Raw genomic sequence first — 16,440 nt, forward strand, 5'->3', positions numbered from 1 at the left:
CCGGAACCTTCAGGACGCCGACGCCCGCCGGCGCAGCAAGGTGCCTTCCAGGGTGTAGAGCACCAGCGCCGCCCAGATCAGCACGAAGCCCGCCAGCCGGGCCGGCTGCACCTCCTCGCCGAACAGCCACACGCCCAGCGCGAACTGCAGGCTGGGCGAGATGTACTGCAGCACGCCCATCGTCGCCAGTGGAATGCGGCGCGCCCCTGCCGCGAACAGCAGCAGCGGGATGGCGGTGATCGGGCCGGCAGCGACCAGCCAGCCCAGCGTGGCCGCATCGGCATGCAACCAGGCGGCCTGCTTTGTCCAGCCCAGCCAGGCGAGGCCGCCCACGGCCAGCGGCGCGAGCAGCGCCGTCTCCAGGGCCAGGCCCTCCATGGCGCCCAGCACCGCCGTCTTGCGCAGCAGGCCGTAGAAGCCGAAGGTGAGGGCCAGCACCAGCGCGATCCAGGGCAGGCGGCCGGCCTGCACGGTGAGCCACAGCACGCCGGCCGCGGCCACGGCCAGCGCCACCCACTGCCCGGGGCGCGGGCGCTCGTGCAGGAAGGCATAGCCCATGGCCACGTTCACCAGCGGCAGGATGAAGTAGCCCAGGCTCGCATCCACCACGTGCTGGTTGTGCACCGCCCAGACATAGATCAGCCAGTTGGCCGACAGCAGCAGCGCCGAGAGCAGGAAGGCCGCGACCACCCGGGGCTGGCTGCGCAGCGCGGCCACCCAGGCGAGCTGTCGCCGCGCCGCGAGCAACACGGCCAGCAGCACCATCGACCAGAGCGTGCGGTGCAGCACCACCTCCAGCGCAGGCACCGAGGCCACCTGGTGGAAGTACACGGGGAAGATGCCCCACGCCACATAGGCGAGCGTGGCGTAGAGGATGCCGGTCTGCATGGGTCGATGCTAGCGCACGGCCCGGTGCAGAGCGCGCACCAGGTCAGACTGGGTGATGATGCCGACAAGCCGCCGCTCCCCGTCGATCACGGGGATGTGGTGGTGGCCGTCTTCCGTGAACAGCGGCACCAGTTCCAGCGCCGGGCGCTGCTCGCTCACCACGCGCACCTGCCGGGTCATGATCTGGCCCACCACCTCCGGCTTGGTGGAGCGCACCGCGCCCACGCGGCGAACCAGCGCGCGCAGTTGCTCGCCGATGCCCTGGTGCACGTGGCCGCATGCCACGCCATGCCCGCCGCCACCAGCAGTAGGGAAATTGGTCATCACGGGAAAGAACGCGAACTGCGGCGATGCGCCGTGCGCCATCACCACGAACAGCGCCGCCGCCCCGCCGGGTGGATGCAGGCAGCGCAGCCGCACCATGAGCGCGATCGCCAGCGCCACGGCCAATGCGCCCGCCAGGGCCGGGTCAGGCACCAGCGCTGCGCAGGCCACGCCCACCAGGGCGGAGAGCGCATTGCCGCCCACCACCGGCCAGGGCTGGGCCAACGGGCTCGCGGGCACCCCGAAGACCAGCACCGCGCTTGCGCCGATCGGCGCGACCAGCCAGGGCAATGCTCCCACTGGCCTCCCAGCCAGCGGCTGAGCAGGCCGGCCAGCAGCACGCCGAGCAGCGCGCCCAGGGCCATCCGCAGGCGCTCGCAGCCGTCCACCCGCATGGGTGCAGGCCAGAGGGCGCGGGCCGCACGGCGCAGGCGCGCGGTCAGGTGGCAGGGCATGGAGTGACGGGTTTTTTCAAAACCCATCCGCAATGTTGTTTACTGGCGCATCTGTATGTGGGTTTGCCATTCCTTGCACAGCTTGCGGAAAGAGCGACTGTTGTCCTGGGCTTGCTGCAGATCGATACGTGCGGCAAACGCGGGCTGGTCCAGTATCTCCCGGTAGACCCCACCTTTCATGTGCCGTCGCATCCAGCCTTTGGCGTCGCGCGGGATTTCCGCCTCAACCAGCTCATCGACTTCCACAGCGAAACCACGGGCACCTTGCAGCGAAGACGCCGCCGCGATGAACCATGCTTCAAATTCGCGGTTGGCGAGAACGACGGAAATTCGGCGATGGGGGACGTACTTCTGTGCCCGGGCAAGCAACTGTTGGCCAAGTTGCGCCGGACAATCGTCGTCAGCATCCAGAACGACCAGAATCCAGCCCTGCTCACCGCTTTTCGCAGCGGCCAGAAGCAACTGCTTGCGAAACTCATCCTCGCGCTGAATAAACCGATCACGCCGTACCCGGATGGGGGGAAGAGGCTGCACTGCAACAGCGGGCTCCAGATCTCCGGCAAGCCGCCTCAAAAGGATGGGCAAGGCTATGACCTCGCTATCGCCTTCGACGATAGAGGCGATGGAAATCATGCCTTCGTCTCGCCGAAAAGATCGATTTGCTCCGCTCTCTGTCGGTCGATGACAGCACGGTCTGGCGCCAATTGGTTCATACGAAGCAATTCACCTGGAGAGAAAAGATGATCCTTCAGCATGCTTCGAGCCGCTTCATCCAGTGGAGCGATTTTTGTCTCACCACCCTCGGATATCACGGCAAGGATCGCATTGGCGTCTATCCCTTGATGGTCAAGCAGGTCGGGGCTGTGGCTGGTCACGAGAACCTGCGTAGTTTGCGCTGCATGGGTAAGAACTTCACGCAGCGCCGCACTGGCTGCGGGATGAAGTGCCGTCTCGGGCTCTTCGATTCCGATCAACGTTGGCGAGTAATCAACATTGCTCTGCAGCAATGCAGTGAGAACACCCAATGCACGCAGCGTTCCATCGGACATGTTCTGAGCCAGAAATTTCCAGGGATGAGGCGAGCCCGCCATATCCTGGCGAAACTCCAAAGTCTCCATGGGTCCGATCGACTTGCGCTCCATGCCGTGCACCATGGGCACGACGGACTGCAGGTATTCCCGGATCATCTCCACCCGGTCGGGAGCTATTCGCTCCAGATGCCCGATGACGCTGGCGATGTTTTCACCCACAGGCTTGAGCAGGCGCCCATCCTGCGGCTTCTGCATTTCCCGCATGAGCTTGGGATTGAGGTTGTAGAAGCCCATGCAGGTCAAGGCATCAAATACCGGCCGGAATACCGTGAAACCCGATGCGGCCACCAGCGCGAGTCGATCCGCCGTCACGGCAGGGAAAGTGGTTTCACTGCTGTCGCGCAGACGTCCTTTATCAGTGCGAAAGAACGGGCCTTTGCCGATCCCACCGATAACACACTCTTCATGCTGCACTTCATAGCCACCACTGGCCATCGCACCGATATTGAATGCATACCACCCGCTGCGGCTGTCTGGCAGCACGAACTCAAGCCGGATGCCGAAATGCGTGGGATGCCCGCTGGAACGGCGTCGCACCTCGTTCAAACCTCCGCGCTCGTTGATGGCATTGTCAAGTGAGCCAGCCAACGCATCGCGGACGAAGTGCAGCGCATCTAGAAAATTGCTTTTACCCGCACCGTTCTGTCCGACGAGGTACGTCAGGGGCTGCAAGCACACATCACAGTTGCCAATGCTCTTGTAGTTCCGGAGAACGACACGCTGAATGAAAACGGTCTGTGGCATTGCTGCTCCGAGGACTGCATTAAACGTTGAACAGGAAATTCATCACGTCCCCATCCTTGACGACGTATTCCTTGCCTTCCGCCCGCATCTTGCCCGCGTCCTTGGCGCCCTGCTCGCCCTTGAAGGCGATGAAGTCGTCGAAGGCGATGGTCTGGGCGCGGATGAAGCCGCGCTCGAAGTCGCCGTGGATCACGCCGGCGGCCTGGGGCGCGGTGGCGCCCACGGGCACGGTCCAGGCGCGCACTTCCTTCACGCCGGCGGTGAAGTAGGTCTGCAGGCCCAGCAGCTTGAAGCCGGCGCGGATCAGGCGGTTCAGGCCGGGCTCGTCCTGGCCCATTTCGGCCAGGAACAGGTCGCGGTCCTCGTCGCTCATCTCGCTCATCTCGGATTCGATCTTGGCGCAGATGGCCACCACGGGGGCGTTCTGCGCGGCGGCGTATTCCTTGAGGCGGTCGAGCAGCGGGTTGTTCTCGAAGCCGTCCTCGGCCACGTTGCCCACGAACATCGCCGGCTTGGCGGTGATGAGGCAGAACTGCTTGAGCAGAGGCGCGTCTTCCTTGCTGACGGGCACCGTGCGCGCGGGCTTGCCTTCGTCGAGCGCGGCCTGGATGGGATTGAGCAGCGAGACCAGCTTGGCGGCTTCCTTGTCGTTGCCGCTCTTGGCGGCCTTGCTGTAGCGGTTCAGGGCCTTTTCCACCGTGGCCAGGTCGGCCAGGCACAGCTCGGTCTGGATGACCTCGATGTCGGCGATCGGGTCCACGCGGCCGGCCACGTGGATCACGTTCGGGTCCTCGAAGCAGCGCACCACGTTGACGATGGCGTCGGTCTCGCGGATGTGGGCCAGGAACTGGTTGCCCAGGCCTTCGCCCTTGGAGGCTCCCGCCACCAGGCCGGCGATGTCCACGAACTCGACGATGGCCGGCACGATGCGCTCGGGGGTGATGATGCCGGCCAGCTGCTGCAGGCGGGGATCGGGCACTTCCACCACGCCGGTGTTGGGCTCGATGGTGCAGAAGGGGTAGTTCTCGGCCGCGATGCCGGCCTTGGTCAGGGCGTTGAAGAGGGTGGACTTGCCGACGTTGGGCAGGCCCACGATGCCGCATTTCAGGCTCATGGCAGGGCTTTCAGGGTTCTGGGGAAAACCGGCGATTTTACCGGGCGGCCATGTCCCTGCCGGCCCGCCCGGCCCGGAGGGGTCAGTCGAAGCGCCAGTCGGCCGCGATGCGCTGGCCCACGCGCAGCACGCGGCCGGCCCCTTCGAGCACGATGGCGTTCATGCCGAAGGTGATGGCGCCGTTCACGCGGCGGTCCTGCCGGTAGGCGCGCAGGGTGTCGCCCACGTCCGGGGTGCTCTCGGCCGTGGCCGGGTCAATGTCGGGGATCGGGCAGCGCGTGCAGGGCTTGACCGGCCGCAGGCAGGCGGGGCCGCCATTCGCGTCGATGTGCAGGCCGTCGATGCGGTCCTCGTCGTGCGCCTCCACGCCGTCGATGACGATGTTGGCCCTGAACCGCTCCATCGCGGCGGCCGGCGCGCCCGCCGTCTTCAGCCGCACGTTGAGCTCCTGCAGCGAGGCCTCGCTGGCCAGCAGCACGGGGTAGGCGTCGGCGAACTGGTTGGGCGCCTCCACCCCGTCCGTCCAGCGCAGGCTGGAGAGCCGGCGGTGGGCCGGGTCGAATCGCGCCAGGCGGCAGGAGAGGCCCAGGCATTCCGAGAACCACCGCGCGGCCTCCTCGCCCGCGTCCCGGGCGGGCACGGCATCGTCCCAGACGCGCACCTGCGCCACCGGCCCGGCGGACTGCAGGGGCACGCGCAGCACCGGCATGCCGGGCGCGTGCAGCGCCATCGCCTGCGCGTCCAGCTGCGGCCGCACCAGGGCCATGCGCGGCACGGTGCGCTGGGTGAGAAATTCGCCCGCCGCATCGACCACCATCCAGGTCCGGTCCCACTCCAGCCCGGTGGGCGTGAGCAGGGCCTCGGGCACGGCGATGGCCGCGCAGGACTTGACGGGGTGGATGAACAGGCGGGAGAGGGTGCCGCCCAGGTCGCGGTCGGTGCGGAAGGTCACGCGGAGGTCTCCGGGTAGCGCGGTGGGGAAAGGGGAAGCGGCGATTGTGCCTTCGCACGGCCGGGCACGGGCCGGCTCCTACAATGGCCGCATGGCGCAAACCTTCGATGTCTGTATTCGCGGCGCTGGCGTGGTGGGCCGCGCGCTGTCCCTGCTTCTCGCGCGTGAGCGCCTGCGCGTGGCCCTGGTCCCGGGGCCGGCCCCTGCGGCCAAAGGCACCGACGTGCGGGCCTACGCGCTCAACACCGCCTCGCGCGCGCTCCTGGAATCCGTGCGCAGCTGGCCCGGCGCGGAACACGCCACGCCGGTGCTGCGCATGGACGTGCACGGCGACATGGGCGGCGAGGTCACCTTCGACGCCGGTCGCCATCCCGCCACCGAGGCGCTGGCCTGGATCGTCGATGTGCCCGCGCTGGAATCCCGCCTGGCCGACGCCGTGCGCTTCCAGCCGCAGGTGGAGGTGGTCGATGCCCCCGTGCAGGCCGCGCTCACCGTGGTCTGCGAAGGCCGCGCGAGCCGCACGCGCGAGGAATTCGGCGTGCACTACGCCGAGGTGCCCTACGGCCAGCATGCGGTGGCCACGCGGCTGCGCTGCGAGCGACCCCACAGCCAGGTGGCGCGCCAGTGGTTCCTGCCCGACGGCATCCTGGCCTTCCTGCCCCTCGGAGGACCGGAAGGGAACTCCGTGGCCGTGGTGTGGTCCGTACGGCAGGACGAGGCGCAACGCCTCCTGGCCATGGAACCCTCCGATTTCGAACAACGCATCCGCTCCGCCAGCCTGGACACGCTGGGCGCCCTTACGCTGGACGCTCCCCGGGACGCGTGGCCGCTGCAGCAGGCCCGTGCCGACCGCTGGTGCGGCCCGATGCCGGCCTTCGCGCCCGGTACGTCCGCGAAGGCGCCGGCCCGCAGCTGGGCGCTCGCGGGCGATGCCGCGCACACCGTGCATCCGCTGGCCGGCCAGGGGCTGAACCTGGGCCTGGCCGATGCCCAGGCCCTGGCCCGCGTGCTGCGCGAGCGCGATTACTGGCGCGGCGTGGCGGACCAGCGCCTGCTGCGCCGCTACGAGCGCGAGCGCAAGGCCGCGCTGCTGCCGATGGGCTGGGCCATGGACAGCCTGCAGCAACTCTTCTCGCGCCACGAGGGGCCCGTACCCTGGCTGCGCAACTGGGGCATGCGCGGGTTCGAGCGCAGCGGCCCCCTGAAGGACTGGGTGACGCGCCAGGCCATGGGCCTGGGCTGACGGCACGCTTCCATCCCGGGATGCGAAGGCCGCCGTGCCGCCCATCCCCAGAGATTCACGCATCACGAAGGAACACCATGAAACTGATCCCCGCCCTGCTCGCCGGCGCCGCCGCGCTCACCCTCGGCTTCGGCGCCCACGCCCAGGAATCGGCGATCCGCAAGACCCTGGGCAGCCGCATCCCGCAGCTGCAGAACATCGACGAGGTGCGTGCCACGCCCATGCAGGGCCTGTACGAGGTGCGCATCGGCACCGATGTGTTCTACACCGACGCCAAGGGCAACTACCTCATCCAGGGCGAACTGATCGACACCAAGGCGCGCCGCAACCTCACCGAGGACCGCATCAACAAGCTCACGGCGGTGGATTTCGCCTCCCTGCCGCTCCAGGACGCGTTCACCATCGTGCGCGGCAACGGCCAGCGCAAGCTCGCGGTGTTCGAGGATCCGAACTGCGGCTACTGCAAGCGCTTCGAGAAGGACCTGCAGAACGTGGACAACGTGACGGTCTATCTCTTCCTCTACCCCATCCTGAGCCCCGATTCGGCCGAGAAGTCGCGCAACATCTGGTGCTCCAAGGACCGGGCGGCCGCATGGCAGGACCACATGGTGCGCGACAAGACCACGCCGGCCGCGAGCTGCGACACGGCCGCCGTGCAGCGCAACCTGGCCTTCGGCAAGAAGCACAAGATCACCGGCACGCCCACGCTGATCTTCACCGACGGCTCGCGCGTGCCGGGCGCCATCGACGCGCGCGAGGTGGAAAAGCGCCTCGCCGACGCGGGATCGGGCTCCGGCGCCGCCCCCGCCGCGAACTGAACTTTCCCCGCCCCTCCACGGATCCCGCATGGCCGCCCACCGATCCCACGCCCCCGCCGTCCACTACCGCGTGGAAGCCGCGCAGCTGCACGCGCGCATCTACCACGTCACCCTCACGGTGGAGAGCCCCGCCGCGCAGCAGGAGCTGTCGCTGCCCGTGTGGATCCCCGGCAGCTACCTGGTGCGCGAGTTCGCGAAGAACCTGCAGAACCTGCGCGCCCGCCAGGACGGGCAGGAGGTGCCGCTCGCGCAGCGCGGCAAGAGCCTCTGGCAGGCCGCCTGCCGCGAGGGCACACCGCTGGTGCTGACCTACGAGGTCGGCGCCTACGACAGCTCTGTGCGCACGGCATGGCTGGACGCCTCGCGCGGCTTCTTCAACGGCACGAGCCTGTGCCTGCGCGTGCATGGCCAGGAGGATGCACGCCACGACCTGGAGATCGTCGCCACGCCGGAGGTGTCGCACTGGTCGGTGGCCACGGGCCTCGCGGTGGAGAAGACCACGCGCGCGGGCTTCGGCACCTACCGCGCGGCCTCGTACGACGAGCTGGTGGACTGCCCGGTGGAAATGGGGCCTTTCTGGAGCGCCCGCTTCACTGCCTGCGGCGTGCCGCACCGCCTGGTCGTGGCCGGCGCGGCGCCGTCGTTCGACGGCGAGCGCCTGTTGGCCGACGCCCGCCGCATCTGCGAGGCGGGCATCCGCTTCTGGCACGGGGCCGGCAAGCCACCCTATGCGCAGTACCTGTTCATGCTGAACGTGGTGGACGACGGCTACGGCGGGCTGGAGCACCGCAACTCGACGGCCCTGGTCTGCAGCCGCCGCGACCTGCCCCGCCAGGGCGAGGCCAGGACGCCCGAGGGCTACACCACGCTGCTCGGGCTCATCAGCCACGAGCATTTCCACACCTGGAACGTCAAGCGCCTGCGCCCGGCCGAGCTGGCGCGCTACGACTACACCCAGGAGAACTACACCCGCCTGCTGTGGTTCTTCGAGGGCTTCACCAGCTACTACGACGACCTGCTGCTGCGCCGCGCCGGGCTGATCGACGACGCCACCTACCTGCGCCTGCTGGCCAAGAACATCAACCAGGTGCTGCAGACGCCGGGGCGCCGGGTGCAGAGCGTGGCCGAGGCCAGCTTCGACGCCTGGGTGAAGTACTACCGCCAGGACGAGAACACGCCGAACGCCACGGTGAGCTACTACACCAAGGGCGCGCTCGTCGGCCTGTGCCTGGACCTGGCGCTGCGCCGCGAGGGCCGCACCACGCTCGACGACGTGATGCGGGCACTCTGGGACCGCTGCGACGCCGGCCCCATGTCGGAAGACGACCTGCTGGCGGTGCTCGAAGCCCTCTCGGGCCGCTCCTTCGCGCGTGAGATCGCCGAGTGGGTGCACGGCACCGCCGACCTGCCCCTGGCCGAGATGCTGGCCGCGCACGGCGTGGCGCTGCGCGCGGAAGCGGCGCAGCCCGCGCAGCGGCTGGGCCTGCGGGTGTCCGAGGGCCAGGGCCTGCAGGTGAAGGTGGTGCTGCGCGGCGGCCTGGCCGAGGAAGCCGGTTTTTCCGCGGGCGACGAATGGCTGGCCGTGGAGGCGCATGGAGAGACCTGGCGCGTGCAGCGGCTGGACGACGTCGCGCTCTACGCCGGCCGCGAGAAGCGCGTCACGGCGCTGGTGTCCCGCGACCGCCGCGTGCTGCGGCTGCCGCTGGCGCTGGAGCGCGAGGGCGGCGCGCCGGACGACACCGTCGCACTGTCGCTGGCGGACGCGCCCCTGGCGCGTCGCTGGCTGGACGGCCAGCCGGACACGGGCATGGCCGCCGGGTAGCCTGCGGGACGGGCGCGGAATGCGGCCCTTGGGTATAGTCGTCCGCACCACAACGACACCCAGGAGATACCCCTTGGCCTACGAAGTCATCGAGGTCCGCACCGAGGCGGACAAGGTCGGCGTCATCACGCTGAACCGCCCCAAGCAGCTCAACGCGCTCAACGACCAGCTCATGGACGAACTGGGCGACGCGCTGGCCGCCTTCGATGCCGACGAGCGCATCGGCTGCGTCATCCTCACCGGCAGCGAGAAGGCCTTCGCGGCGGGCGCGGACATCGGCGCCATGGCCAGGTACGGCTTCGCCGATGCCTACAAGGGCGACTACATCACGCGCAACTGGGAGCGCATCCGCTCCATCCGCAAGCCCGTGATCGCGGCCGTGAGCGGCTTCGCGCTGGGCGGCGGCTGCGAGCTCGCGATGATGTGCGACTTCATCATCGCCGCCGACAACGCGAAGTTCGGCCAGCCCGAGATCAAGCTCGGCGTCATTCCCGGCGCGGGCGGCACCCAGCGCCTGCCGCGCGCCGTGGGCAAGTCCAAGGCCATGGACATGGCCCTCACCGCCCGCATGATGGACGCCCAGGAGGCCGAGCGCGCCGGCCTGGTGAGCCGTGTCGTGCCCTACGACAAGCTCATGGACGAAGCCCTGGGCGCAGCCCTGGTGATCGCCGGCTTCTCGCAGGTGGCCGTCATGGCGGCCAAGGAAACCGTCAACCGCGCCTTCGAGGGCTCGCTCTCCGACGGCCTCATGTACGAGCGCCGCCTGTTCCACGCGCTGTTCTCAACGCAGGACCAGAAGGAAGGCATGGCCGCCTTCCTGGAAAAACGCCCTGCGGTGTTCACGCACCGCTGAGCGTGATGCCCGGCGTCGGCAGAGCCTCCCGTGTCCGATGGCCGCGGAGCAGGCCAAGCCAGCAGACGCCGCGGAAGCGGCGCAGCCGCTCAGGGGGGTGTCACCTCACTGCACTGATGTCCCCATGCCGGATCAGCCGCGCGCGCAACACGTTGCGGCTGATGCCCAGCAGGCGTGCGGCCTGCACCTGGTTGCGGTGGCAGAACTCGAAGGCGGCGCGCACCACGGTTTCCTCGATGCGCTCGTACAGCTGGTCGCCCTGCTGCTGGAACAGGCCCGACAGCGCCGTTTCCAGCGCCTGCAGCGGCGTCGCTTCCGCCTGCGCTTCGCCCGCGGGGCGGCGCTGCAGGCCCAGCGACGACAGCTGCAGGTCCTCCGCCAGGAGCACGCCGCGGCGGCAGATCAACAGGCCGTGGTGGATCACGTTCTCCAGTTCGCGGATGTTGCCGGGCCAGTCGTGGGCGAGCAGCTTGCGCTCGGCCCCCCCGTCGAGCCGCACCGCGCCGTAGCCCAGGCGGCGCCGGTATTCGTCGATGAAATGGCGCGCGAGCGGCAGGATGTCGCCCGGCCGCTCGCGCAGCGTGGGCAGTGCCAGGCTCACCACGTGCAGCCGGTAGAACAGGTCCTCGCGGAAATTCCCTGCGGCCACCGCATCCTGCAGGCGCACGTTGGTGGCCGCCACCACGCGCACGTCCACCGGCAGGCTCCTGCGCGAGCCCAGCCGCACCACCTCGCGCTCCTGCAGCACCCGCAACAGCTTGACCTGGATGGACAGCGGCAGGTCGCCCACCTCGTCGAGGAACAGCGTGCCGCCGTTGGCGGCCTCGAACCATCCGGCCTTGGCGGTGAAGGCGCCGGTGAAGGCCCCCTTCTCGTGGCCGAACAGCTCGCTTTCCACCAGCGTCTCGGACAGCGCACCGCAATTCACGGCCACGAACGGCCCTTCGCACCGCGCGCTCAGCGCATGCACGTGGCGCGCGATCAGCTCCTTGCCCGTGCCCGTCTCGCCCAGGATGAGCACGTTGGCATCGCTGGGCGCGACGAGGCGGATGCGCTCGAGCAGGGCCAGCGAGCGCGGGTCCTCGAACACCTGCGCCGTGGCGCGGATCGACGTGGGCATGGCCCGGGCACCGGGCAGCGTGAGCAGCGGCGCTGCCTCCCGGTGCCGGGCCGGTGCGTCGCCGTCTTCGGGAAAGGCGGTATGGAAGTGCAGGGAGGACATGGCGTTCAGGAGTAGAAGCTGGGATCGGGATGGCGCTGCTGCAGGGCCCACTCCCCGAGTTCGCGCAGCTTGTAGGCCAGCGGGTCGTGCAGTGTGTGGGTGCGCAGGTTGCGCCAGTGGCGGTCCAGGCGCAGCCCGCCGTGCGTGGCGCGTGCGCCGGCCACGTCGAACATGCGGGTGCAGAGGTCCAGGCCGGTGCGCGTGGCGGCCACCTTGGCGGTCGCCACGGCCACGGCCACGTCGCCGCGCTCGGCGGCCGTGAGTTCCGCCCCCCGCTCCCAGGCAGCGTCGAAACGGCCGGCGGCGCGGTCCAGCAGCACGCGCACGCTCTCCAGGCCGACCCAGAAATCGCCGTAGTGGCCCAGCACGTAGGGATCGTCCATCGCTCGCGCCACGCCCGAACTGCGCCAGGGCCGCGCCTCGTGGAGCGTGTAGTGGCGCGCGTCCTGGAAGGCGCCCTCGGCGATCCCCAGATAGATGCTGGCGAGCACGAGTTGCGCCAGCAGCGGCCGCAGGCAGGCGAAGGGCGTCGCCAGCGGCCCCGGGTCGGCCAGGATCTCGTGCGGCTCCACCCGCACGCGCTCGAAGGTGACGCTGCCGCTGTCCGTCTGGCGCTGGCCTATGCTGTTCCAGTCCGGCGCCACGGCGATGCCCGTGCGCCCCGTGGGCAGCGCCGCCACGATCAGTTCGCCGGACTCCGCATCGCGCGCGGAGGCGATGAGCATCTCGGAATCGAGCGCACCCGAGCAGAAGCTCTTGCGGCCCGAGAACTCGCTCCAGCCGCCCTGGAGCGTGCGCTGCGTGCGGTCGTCCAGCGGGTTCAGGGCATTGCCCCAGAACCACCGCAGGCGCGCCGTCTGCGTGAACCAGGGCTCCCACTGGCGCGGCTGGGAAAAGAGGCGTGCGGTGGCCAGCATCAGGTGGTGGAAGCCCAGCAGATGGGCCAGCGACGAATCGGCGCGCGCCAGGATGCGGATCACCTCCAGCGTCTCGCGCCAGCCGGCTCCGCCGCCGCCCTGGGCGGCCGGAATGCTCATTGCCAGCAGGCCGCTGTCGCGCAGCGCGTCGCGCTCCGCCTTGGGGGTGCCTCCGCGCTCGTCGCGCTCGGCGGCCGTCCGGGCGAACTGCTCCGCCAGCCGCTGCGCGACCGCCTCGGGCGCCGGGGGGGCGATGGGCCGGTCCGGCCCATCGCCCGCCACCGCGGTGGCCGCGTCCCCGCCGTCGGCGGCGGGATCGTGCGCTGGCATCGTCGCAAGGCTCATGTCGGGCTCTCTCCTCGATAAGGGTTCCGCCGCGGCACAGGAAGAGGCTGCGGCGCGGGCAAGGACGGAACTGCTGCCTGAACAGCAATTCTGGGAATCCGCATGCCCCGCGGCAAATAAGGATTCCACGCATCGATAGACGTTTTGCGGCTGCAGCAGCAACTGTGCCCTGGCAGACACTGCTGCAGCAGCCCGGCGCCGCAGCTGCTGATTCCGCAGCAGGCCCCCACGCCGTTTCCCATGGCGGCCCATGGCACAGACCCTGCGATACCGGCTGTTCCTTTCCACCACGCACCCACTCCTCCATGCACGCAACACCTTCTGCCGCGCCCGGCGGCCCTCCTCCGTACTGCCCCCGGCACCGCGGCACCGTGCGAATCCGGTCGCCGCACCTCTCCTCCTCAGATGCGCAAGGAGTGCGACCATGAAGCACTTCGCCGCCGAAGCGCACCGGGACTGGCACGGTGCCCGCGACCGGATGGTCGAATCCCTTGCAGCCACGGCCATCGCGCGCGACCAGGCCGGCGGCGTGCCCCTGCACGAGCGCCGGCTGCTGCGCGAAAGCGGCCTGCTGGCCCTGTCCGTTCCCGCACCCCTGGGCGGGCTGGGGGCCTCCTGGAGCGAGGTGCTGGGCGTGGTGCGCCATTTCGCGCGCGTGGACAGCGCGGTCGCCCACGTGTTCGGCTTCCACCACCTGCTGCTGGCCACGGCGCAGCTCTTCGGCCGGCCGGCGCAGTGGCAGCCCTGGCTCGAGGCCACCGTGGCGCGGCAATGGTTCTGGGGCAATGCGCTCAACCCGCTGGACCGGGGCACCGCGGCCACGCAGCAGCCGGACGGCTCGTGGTCGTTCCACGGCCGCAAGAGTTTCTGCTCGGGCGCGGGCGATTCCGACAGGCTGCTCGCGTCCGCCTTCGATGCCTCGGGCAGGCTGCTGATCGCCGTGGTGCCGACCGACCGCCAGGGCATCGGGGTGCAGGGCGACTGGGACAACATCGGCCAGCGCCAGACGGACAGCGGCAGCGTGGTCTTCGACCAGGTGCGCGTGCAGGCGCATGAGCTGCTCACCGATCCGGGCCCCCTGTCCTCCCCGTTCGCGGCGCTGCGTCCGCTGCTGGCGCAGCTGGTGCTGGCGCATGTGTACCTGGGGCTGGGCGAAGGCGCGCTGGCCGAAGCACGCGGCTTCACGCTGCAGCATGCGCGCCCATGGCATGCATCCGGCGTGGAACAGGCGGGCGAAGACCCGTACCTGCTGGGCCATTACGGCGATTTCTGGCTGGCCCTGGAAGGGGCACGCCTGCTGGCGGACCGCGCGGCCGCGCTGTTCGACGCGGCATGGTCCGAAGGGCTCGCGCTGTCGCCCGGGGCCCGCGGCGACGTGGCCGTGGCCGTGGCGGCCGCCAAGGTGGCGGCGGGCCGCGCAGCGCTCGACGTGGCGCACCGGCTCTTCGAGGTGACCGGCCCGCGCGCCACCACGGCCGCACTGCGCCTGGACCGCTTCTGGCGCAACCTGCGGGTGCACACGCTGCACGACCCGGTGGACTACAAGCGCCGCGAACTGGGCCGGTGGGCGCTGCACGGGCAGCGGCCCGAGCCCTCCTTCTATTCCTGATCCGCTGCTGCGGGAAACGCATATGCATGCACGTTTCCCGGCGGGCTGCTGATCCTGCAGCAACGCGACAGCAGCGTGCTGTGCAGCACACACCCGTTGCGTGACAGCGAATGCGCAAACCATTGATTCCAAAGGAAAAAATCTCTGGCACGCAAGCTGCTGAAGGCAGGACGGACACCGCGCCGCGGTGCCGCCCCCTTCACCGCAACGAATGGATCACCATGGCCCGCACACTGAATCTCGTCGCCGTCTCCGGCAGTCTCCAGCGCCCGTCGCGCACCCTCGCGCTCGTCGAGCACCTCGTCGAAAGGATCGGTGACGCCGTTCCCATCCGCGTGCGCACCATCGAACTCGGCACGGTCGGCCCGCGCCTGGCGGGCGCCCTCTACCGCAACCAGCTGCCGCCGGAGGTGGAGGCCGACATCGCCGCCGTCGAACAGGCAGACGTGCTCGTGGTGGGCAGCCCGGTGTACCGGGCCACGTACTCGGGCCTGTTCAAGCATTTCTTCGATTTCGTGCACCACGAGGCCCTGGTGGACGTGCCCGTGCTGCTGGCCGCCACGGGTGGCAGCGAGCGCCACGCGCTGGTGATCGACCACCAGCTGCGCCCGCTCTTCAGCTTCTTCCAGGCCCGCACCCTGCCCCTGGGCGTGTACGGCACCGACAAGGATTTCACCGACTACCGCATCACCGACCCGGCCCTGCTGGCCCGCGCCGGCCTGGCGGTGGAACGCGCCCTGCCGCTGCTGCGAGCGGGGCGGGAAGCCTCCGCACCGGCGCGCCCCGCACTGGCTGCCGTGGCCTGAGGACCGGACCGCACCGCCCACCCGCATCCCACTTTGCACGCCCCTGCCCTCCATCCCATCCAAGGAGCCTTCACCATGAGCACATCCCGCAACGAACCCGTCAAATTCGCCTACTGGGTGCCGAACGTCAGCGGCGGCCTGGTCGTGAGCACCATCGAGCAGCGCACCGACTGGAGCCTGGAATACAACCAGCGGCTGGCGGTGGCGGCGGAGAAAGCCGGCTTCGAATACGCCCTGAGCCAGATCCGCTTCACGGCGGGCTACGGGGCGGAGCACCAGCACGAGTCCGTGTCGTTCAGCCAGGCCCTGCTGCACGCCACCACGCGGCTGAAGGTGCTGGCCGCCATCCTGCCCGGCCCGTGGAACCCCGCCGTGGTGGCCAAGCAGATCGCCACCATCGACCACATCTCGGGTGGCCGCATCGGCATCAACGTGGTGAGCGGGTGGTTCAAGGGCGAGTTCCAGGCCATCGGCGAGCCCTGGCTGGAGCACGACGAGCGCTACCGCCGCTCCAACGAATTCATCCGTGCGCTCAAGGGCATCTGGACGCAGGACCACTTCACCTTCAAGGGCGACTTCTACCGCTTCAACGACTACACGCTCAGCCCCAAGCCGCTGCAGAAGCCCCATCCGGAGATCTTCCAGGGCGGCAGCTCGCGCGCCGCGCGCGACAACGCGGCCAGCGTGTCCGACTGGTACTTCACCAACGGCAACACGCCCGAGGGCCTCAAGGCCCAGATCGACGACATCCAGGCCAAGGCCCGGGCCAACGGCCACACGGTGCGCATCGGCGTGAACGCCTTCGTGATCGCCCGCGATACCGAGGAGGAGGCGCAGGCCGTCCTGCAGGACATCATCCGCCATGCCCACGTGGAAGCGGTGCATGCCTTCGGGGACGCCGTGAAGCAGGCCGGCCGTGCCTCGCCGGAGGGGGAAGGCAACTGGGCAACATCCACCTTCGAGGACCTCGTGCAATACAACGACGGCTTCCGCACCAACCTGATCGGCACGCCGCAGCAGATCGCCGAGCGCATCGTCGCGCTCAAGGCCATCGGCGTGGACCTGGTGCTGACCGGCTTCCTGCACTTCATCGAAGAGGTGGAGTACTTCGGGCGCAAGGTGCTGCCGCTGGTGCGTGATCTGGAGGCCCGCCAGGCCGCCACGCTGCCGCGGACGCAGCCCGCCCTGGAGGCCGCGGAGGCCTGACGCCCCGGCACATTCCCTCCCCCCAGCACGT

General features: G+C 69.4%; 15 protein-coding genes. 7 read left to right on the plus strand and 8 right to left on the minus strand.

Annotated features, from left to right (window positions below):
- Positions 1-9 precede the first annotated feature (9 nt).
- The 6 genes from rarD to BLR05_RS12015 form a co-directional block, all read right to left on the minus strand.
- A complete protein-coding gene (gene rarD, locus BLR05_RS11990) occupies positions 10-888 on the minus strand; it encodes an EamA family transporter RarD (protein ID WP_092834701.1) in 879 nt (292 codons plus the stop codon).
- A gap of 9 nt (positions 889-897) precedes the next feature.
- Entirely contained in the window at positions 898-1,512 is a 615-nt protein-coding gene (locus BLR05_RS11995) for an HPP family protein (protein ID WP_225978933.1), read from the minus strand.
- 194 nt (positions 1,513-1,706) lie between these two features.
- Complete coding sequence (locus BLR05_RS12000) at positions 1,707-2,300, minus strand: DUF4276 family protein (RefSeq protein ID WP_092834702.1); 594 nt, start codon at positions 2,298-2,300, stop codon at positions 1,707-1,709.
- Positions 2,297-3,502, minus strand: a complete 1,206-nt coding sequence (locus tag BLR05_RS12005) for an AAA family ATPase (protein ID WP_092834703.1) — start codon at positions 3,500-3,502, stop codon at positions 2,297-2,299. Before BLR05_RS12005 ends, BLR05_RS12000 begins: the two co-directional genes overlap by 4 nt.
- Before the next feature lie 19 nt (positions 3,503-3,521).
- Complete coding sequence (gene ychF, locus BLR05_RS12010) at positions 3,522-4,616, minus strand: redox-regulated ATPase YchF (protein WP_092834704.1); 1,095 nt, start codon at positions 4,614-4,616, stop codon at positions 3,522-3,524.
- 82 nt (positions 4,617-4,698) lie between these two features.
- Positions 4,699-5,568, minus strand: a complete 870-nt coding sequence (locus BLR05_RS12015; protein ID WP_092834705.1) for an MOSC domain-containing protein — start codon at positions 5,566-5,568, stop codon at positions 4,699-4,701.
- A gap of 91 nt (positions 5,569-5,659) precedes the next feature.
- Between BLR05_RS12015 and BLR05_RS12020 the strand changes: the two genes are divergently transcribed.
- The 4 genes from BLR05_RS12020 (at position 5,660) to BLR05_RS12035 (ending at position 10,304) form a co-directional block, all read left to right on the plus strand.
- Positions 5,660-6,811 carry an FAD-dependent monooxygenase gene (locus BLR05_RS12020; protein ID WP_092834706.1) on the plus strand — a complete coding sequence of 384 codons (1,152 nt, stop codon included), beginning with the start codon at positions 5,660-5,662 and terminating at the stop codon, positions 6,809-6,811.
- Between the two features lie 77 nt (positions 6,812-6,888).
- On the plus strand, positions 6,889-7,629 hold the full coding sequence (locus BLR05_RS12025; RefSeq protein WP_092834707.1) for a DsbC family protein: 741 nt from the start codon (positions 6,889-6,891) through the stop codon (positions 7,627-7,629).
- A 28-nt stretch (positions 7,630-7,657) separates the two neighbouring features.
- Positions 7,658-9,451 (plus strand): M61 family metallopeptidase, encoded by a 1,794-nt coding sequence (locus BLR05_RS12030; RefSeq protein WP_092834708.1) that lies wholly within the window; start codon positions 7,658-7,660, stop codon positions 9,449-9,451.
- 73 nt (positions 9,452-9,524) lie between these two features.
- Positions 9,525-10,304 (plus strand): enoyl-CoA hydratase, encoded by a 780-nt coding sequence (locus BLR05_RS12035; RefSeq protein ID WP_092834709.1) that lies wholly within the window; start codon positions 9,525-9,527, stop codon positions 10,302-10,304.
- Between the two features lie 100 nt (positions 10,305-10,404).
- Here BLR05_RS12035 and BLR05_RS12040 read toward each other — a convergent pair whose 3' ends face one another.
- Positions 10,405-11,526 carry a sigma-54 interaction domain-containing protein gene (locus BLR05_RS12040; RefSeq protein WP_092834710.1) on the minus strand — a complete coding sequence of 374 codons (1,122 nt, stop codon included), beginning with the start codon at positions 11,524-11,526 and terminating at the stop codon, positions 10,405-10,407.
- Between the two features lie 5 nt (positions 11,527-11,531).
- Positions 11,532-12,788: an acyl-CoA dehydrogenase family protein gene (locus BLR05_RS12045; RefSeq protein ID WP_092834711.1), complete on the minus strand. Its 1,257-nt coding sequence runs from the start codon at positions 12,786-12,788 to the stop codon at positions 11,532-11,534.
- A gap of 424 nt (positions 12,789-13,212) precedes the next feature.
- Here BLR05_RS12045 and BLR05_RS12050 point away from each other — a divergent pair, with 424 nt between their 5' ends.
- The 3 genes from BLR05_RS12050 (at position 13,213) to sfnG (ending at position 16,409) form a co-directional block, all read left to right on the plus strand.
- Positions 13,213-14,397 (plus strand): acyl-CoA dehydrogenase family protein, encoded by a 1,185-nt coding sequence (locus BLR05_RS12050; RefSeq protein ID WP_092834712.1) that lies wholly within the window; start codon positions 13,213-13,215, stop codon positions 14,395-14,397.
- Between the two features lie 221 nt (positions 14,398-14,618).
- Positions 14,619-15,203 carry an FMN reductase gene (gene msuE / locus BLR05_RS12055; protein ID WP_092834713.1) on the plus strand — a complete coding sequence of 195 codons (585 nt, stop codon included), beginning with the start codon at positions 14,619-14,621 and terminating at the stop codon, positions 15,201-15,203.
- A gap of 75 nt (positions 15,204-15,278) precedes the next feature.
- Positions 15,279-16,409: a dimethylsulfone monooxygenase SfnG gene (sfnG, locus tag BLR05_RS12060; RefSeq protein ID WP_092834714.1), complete on the plus strand. Its 1,131-nt coding sequence runs from the start codon at positions 15,279-15,281 to the stop codon at positions 16,407-16,409.
- The last annotated feature ends 31 nt before the right edge of the window (positions 16,410-16,440 follow it).

This window comes from Paracidovorax cattleyae (assembly GCF_900104515.1).
In the GTDB taxonomy this organism is placed as follows: domain Bacteria; phylum Pseudomonadota; class Gammaproteobacteria; order Burkholderiales; family Burkholderiaceae_C; genus Paracidovorax; species Paracidovorax cattleyae.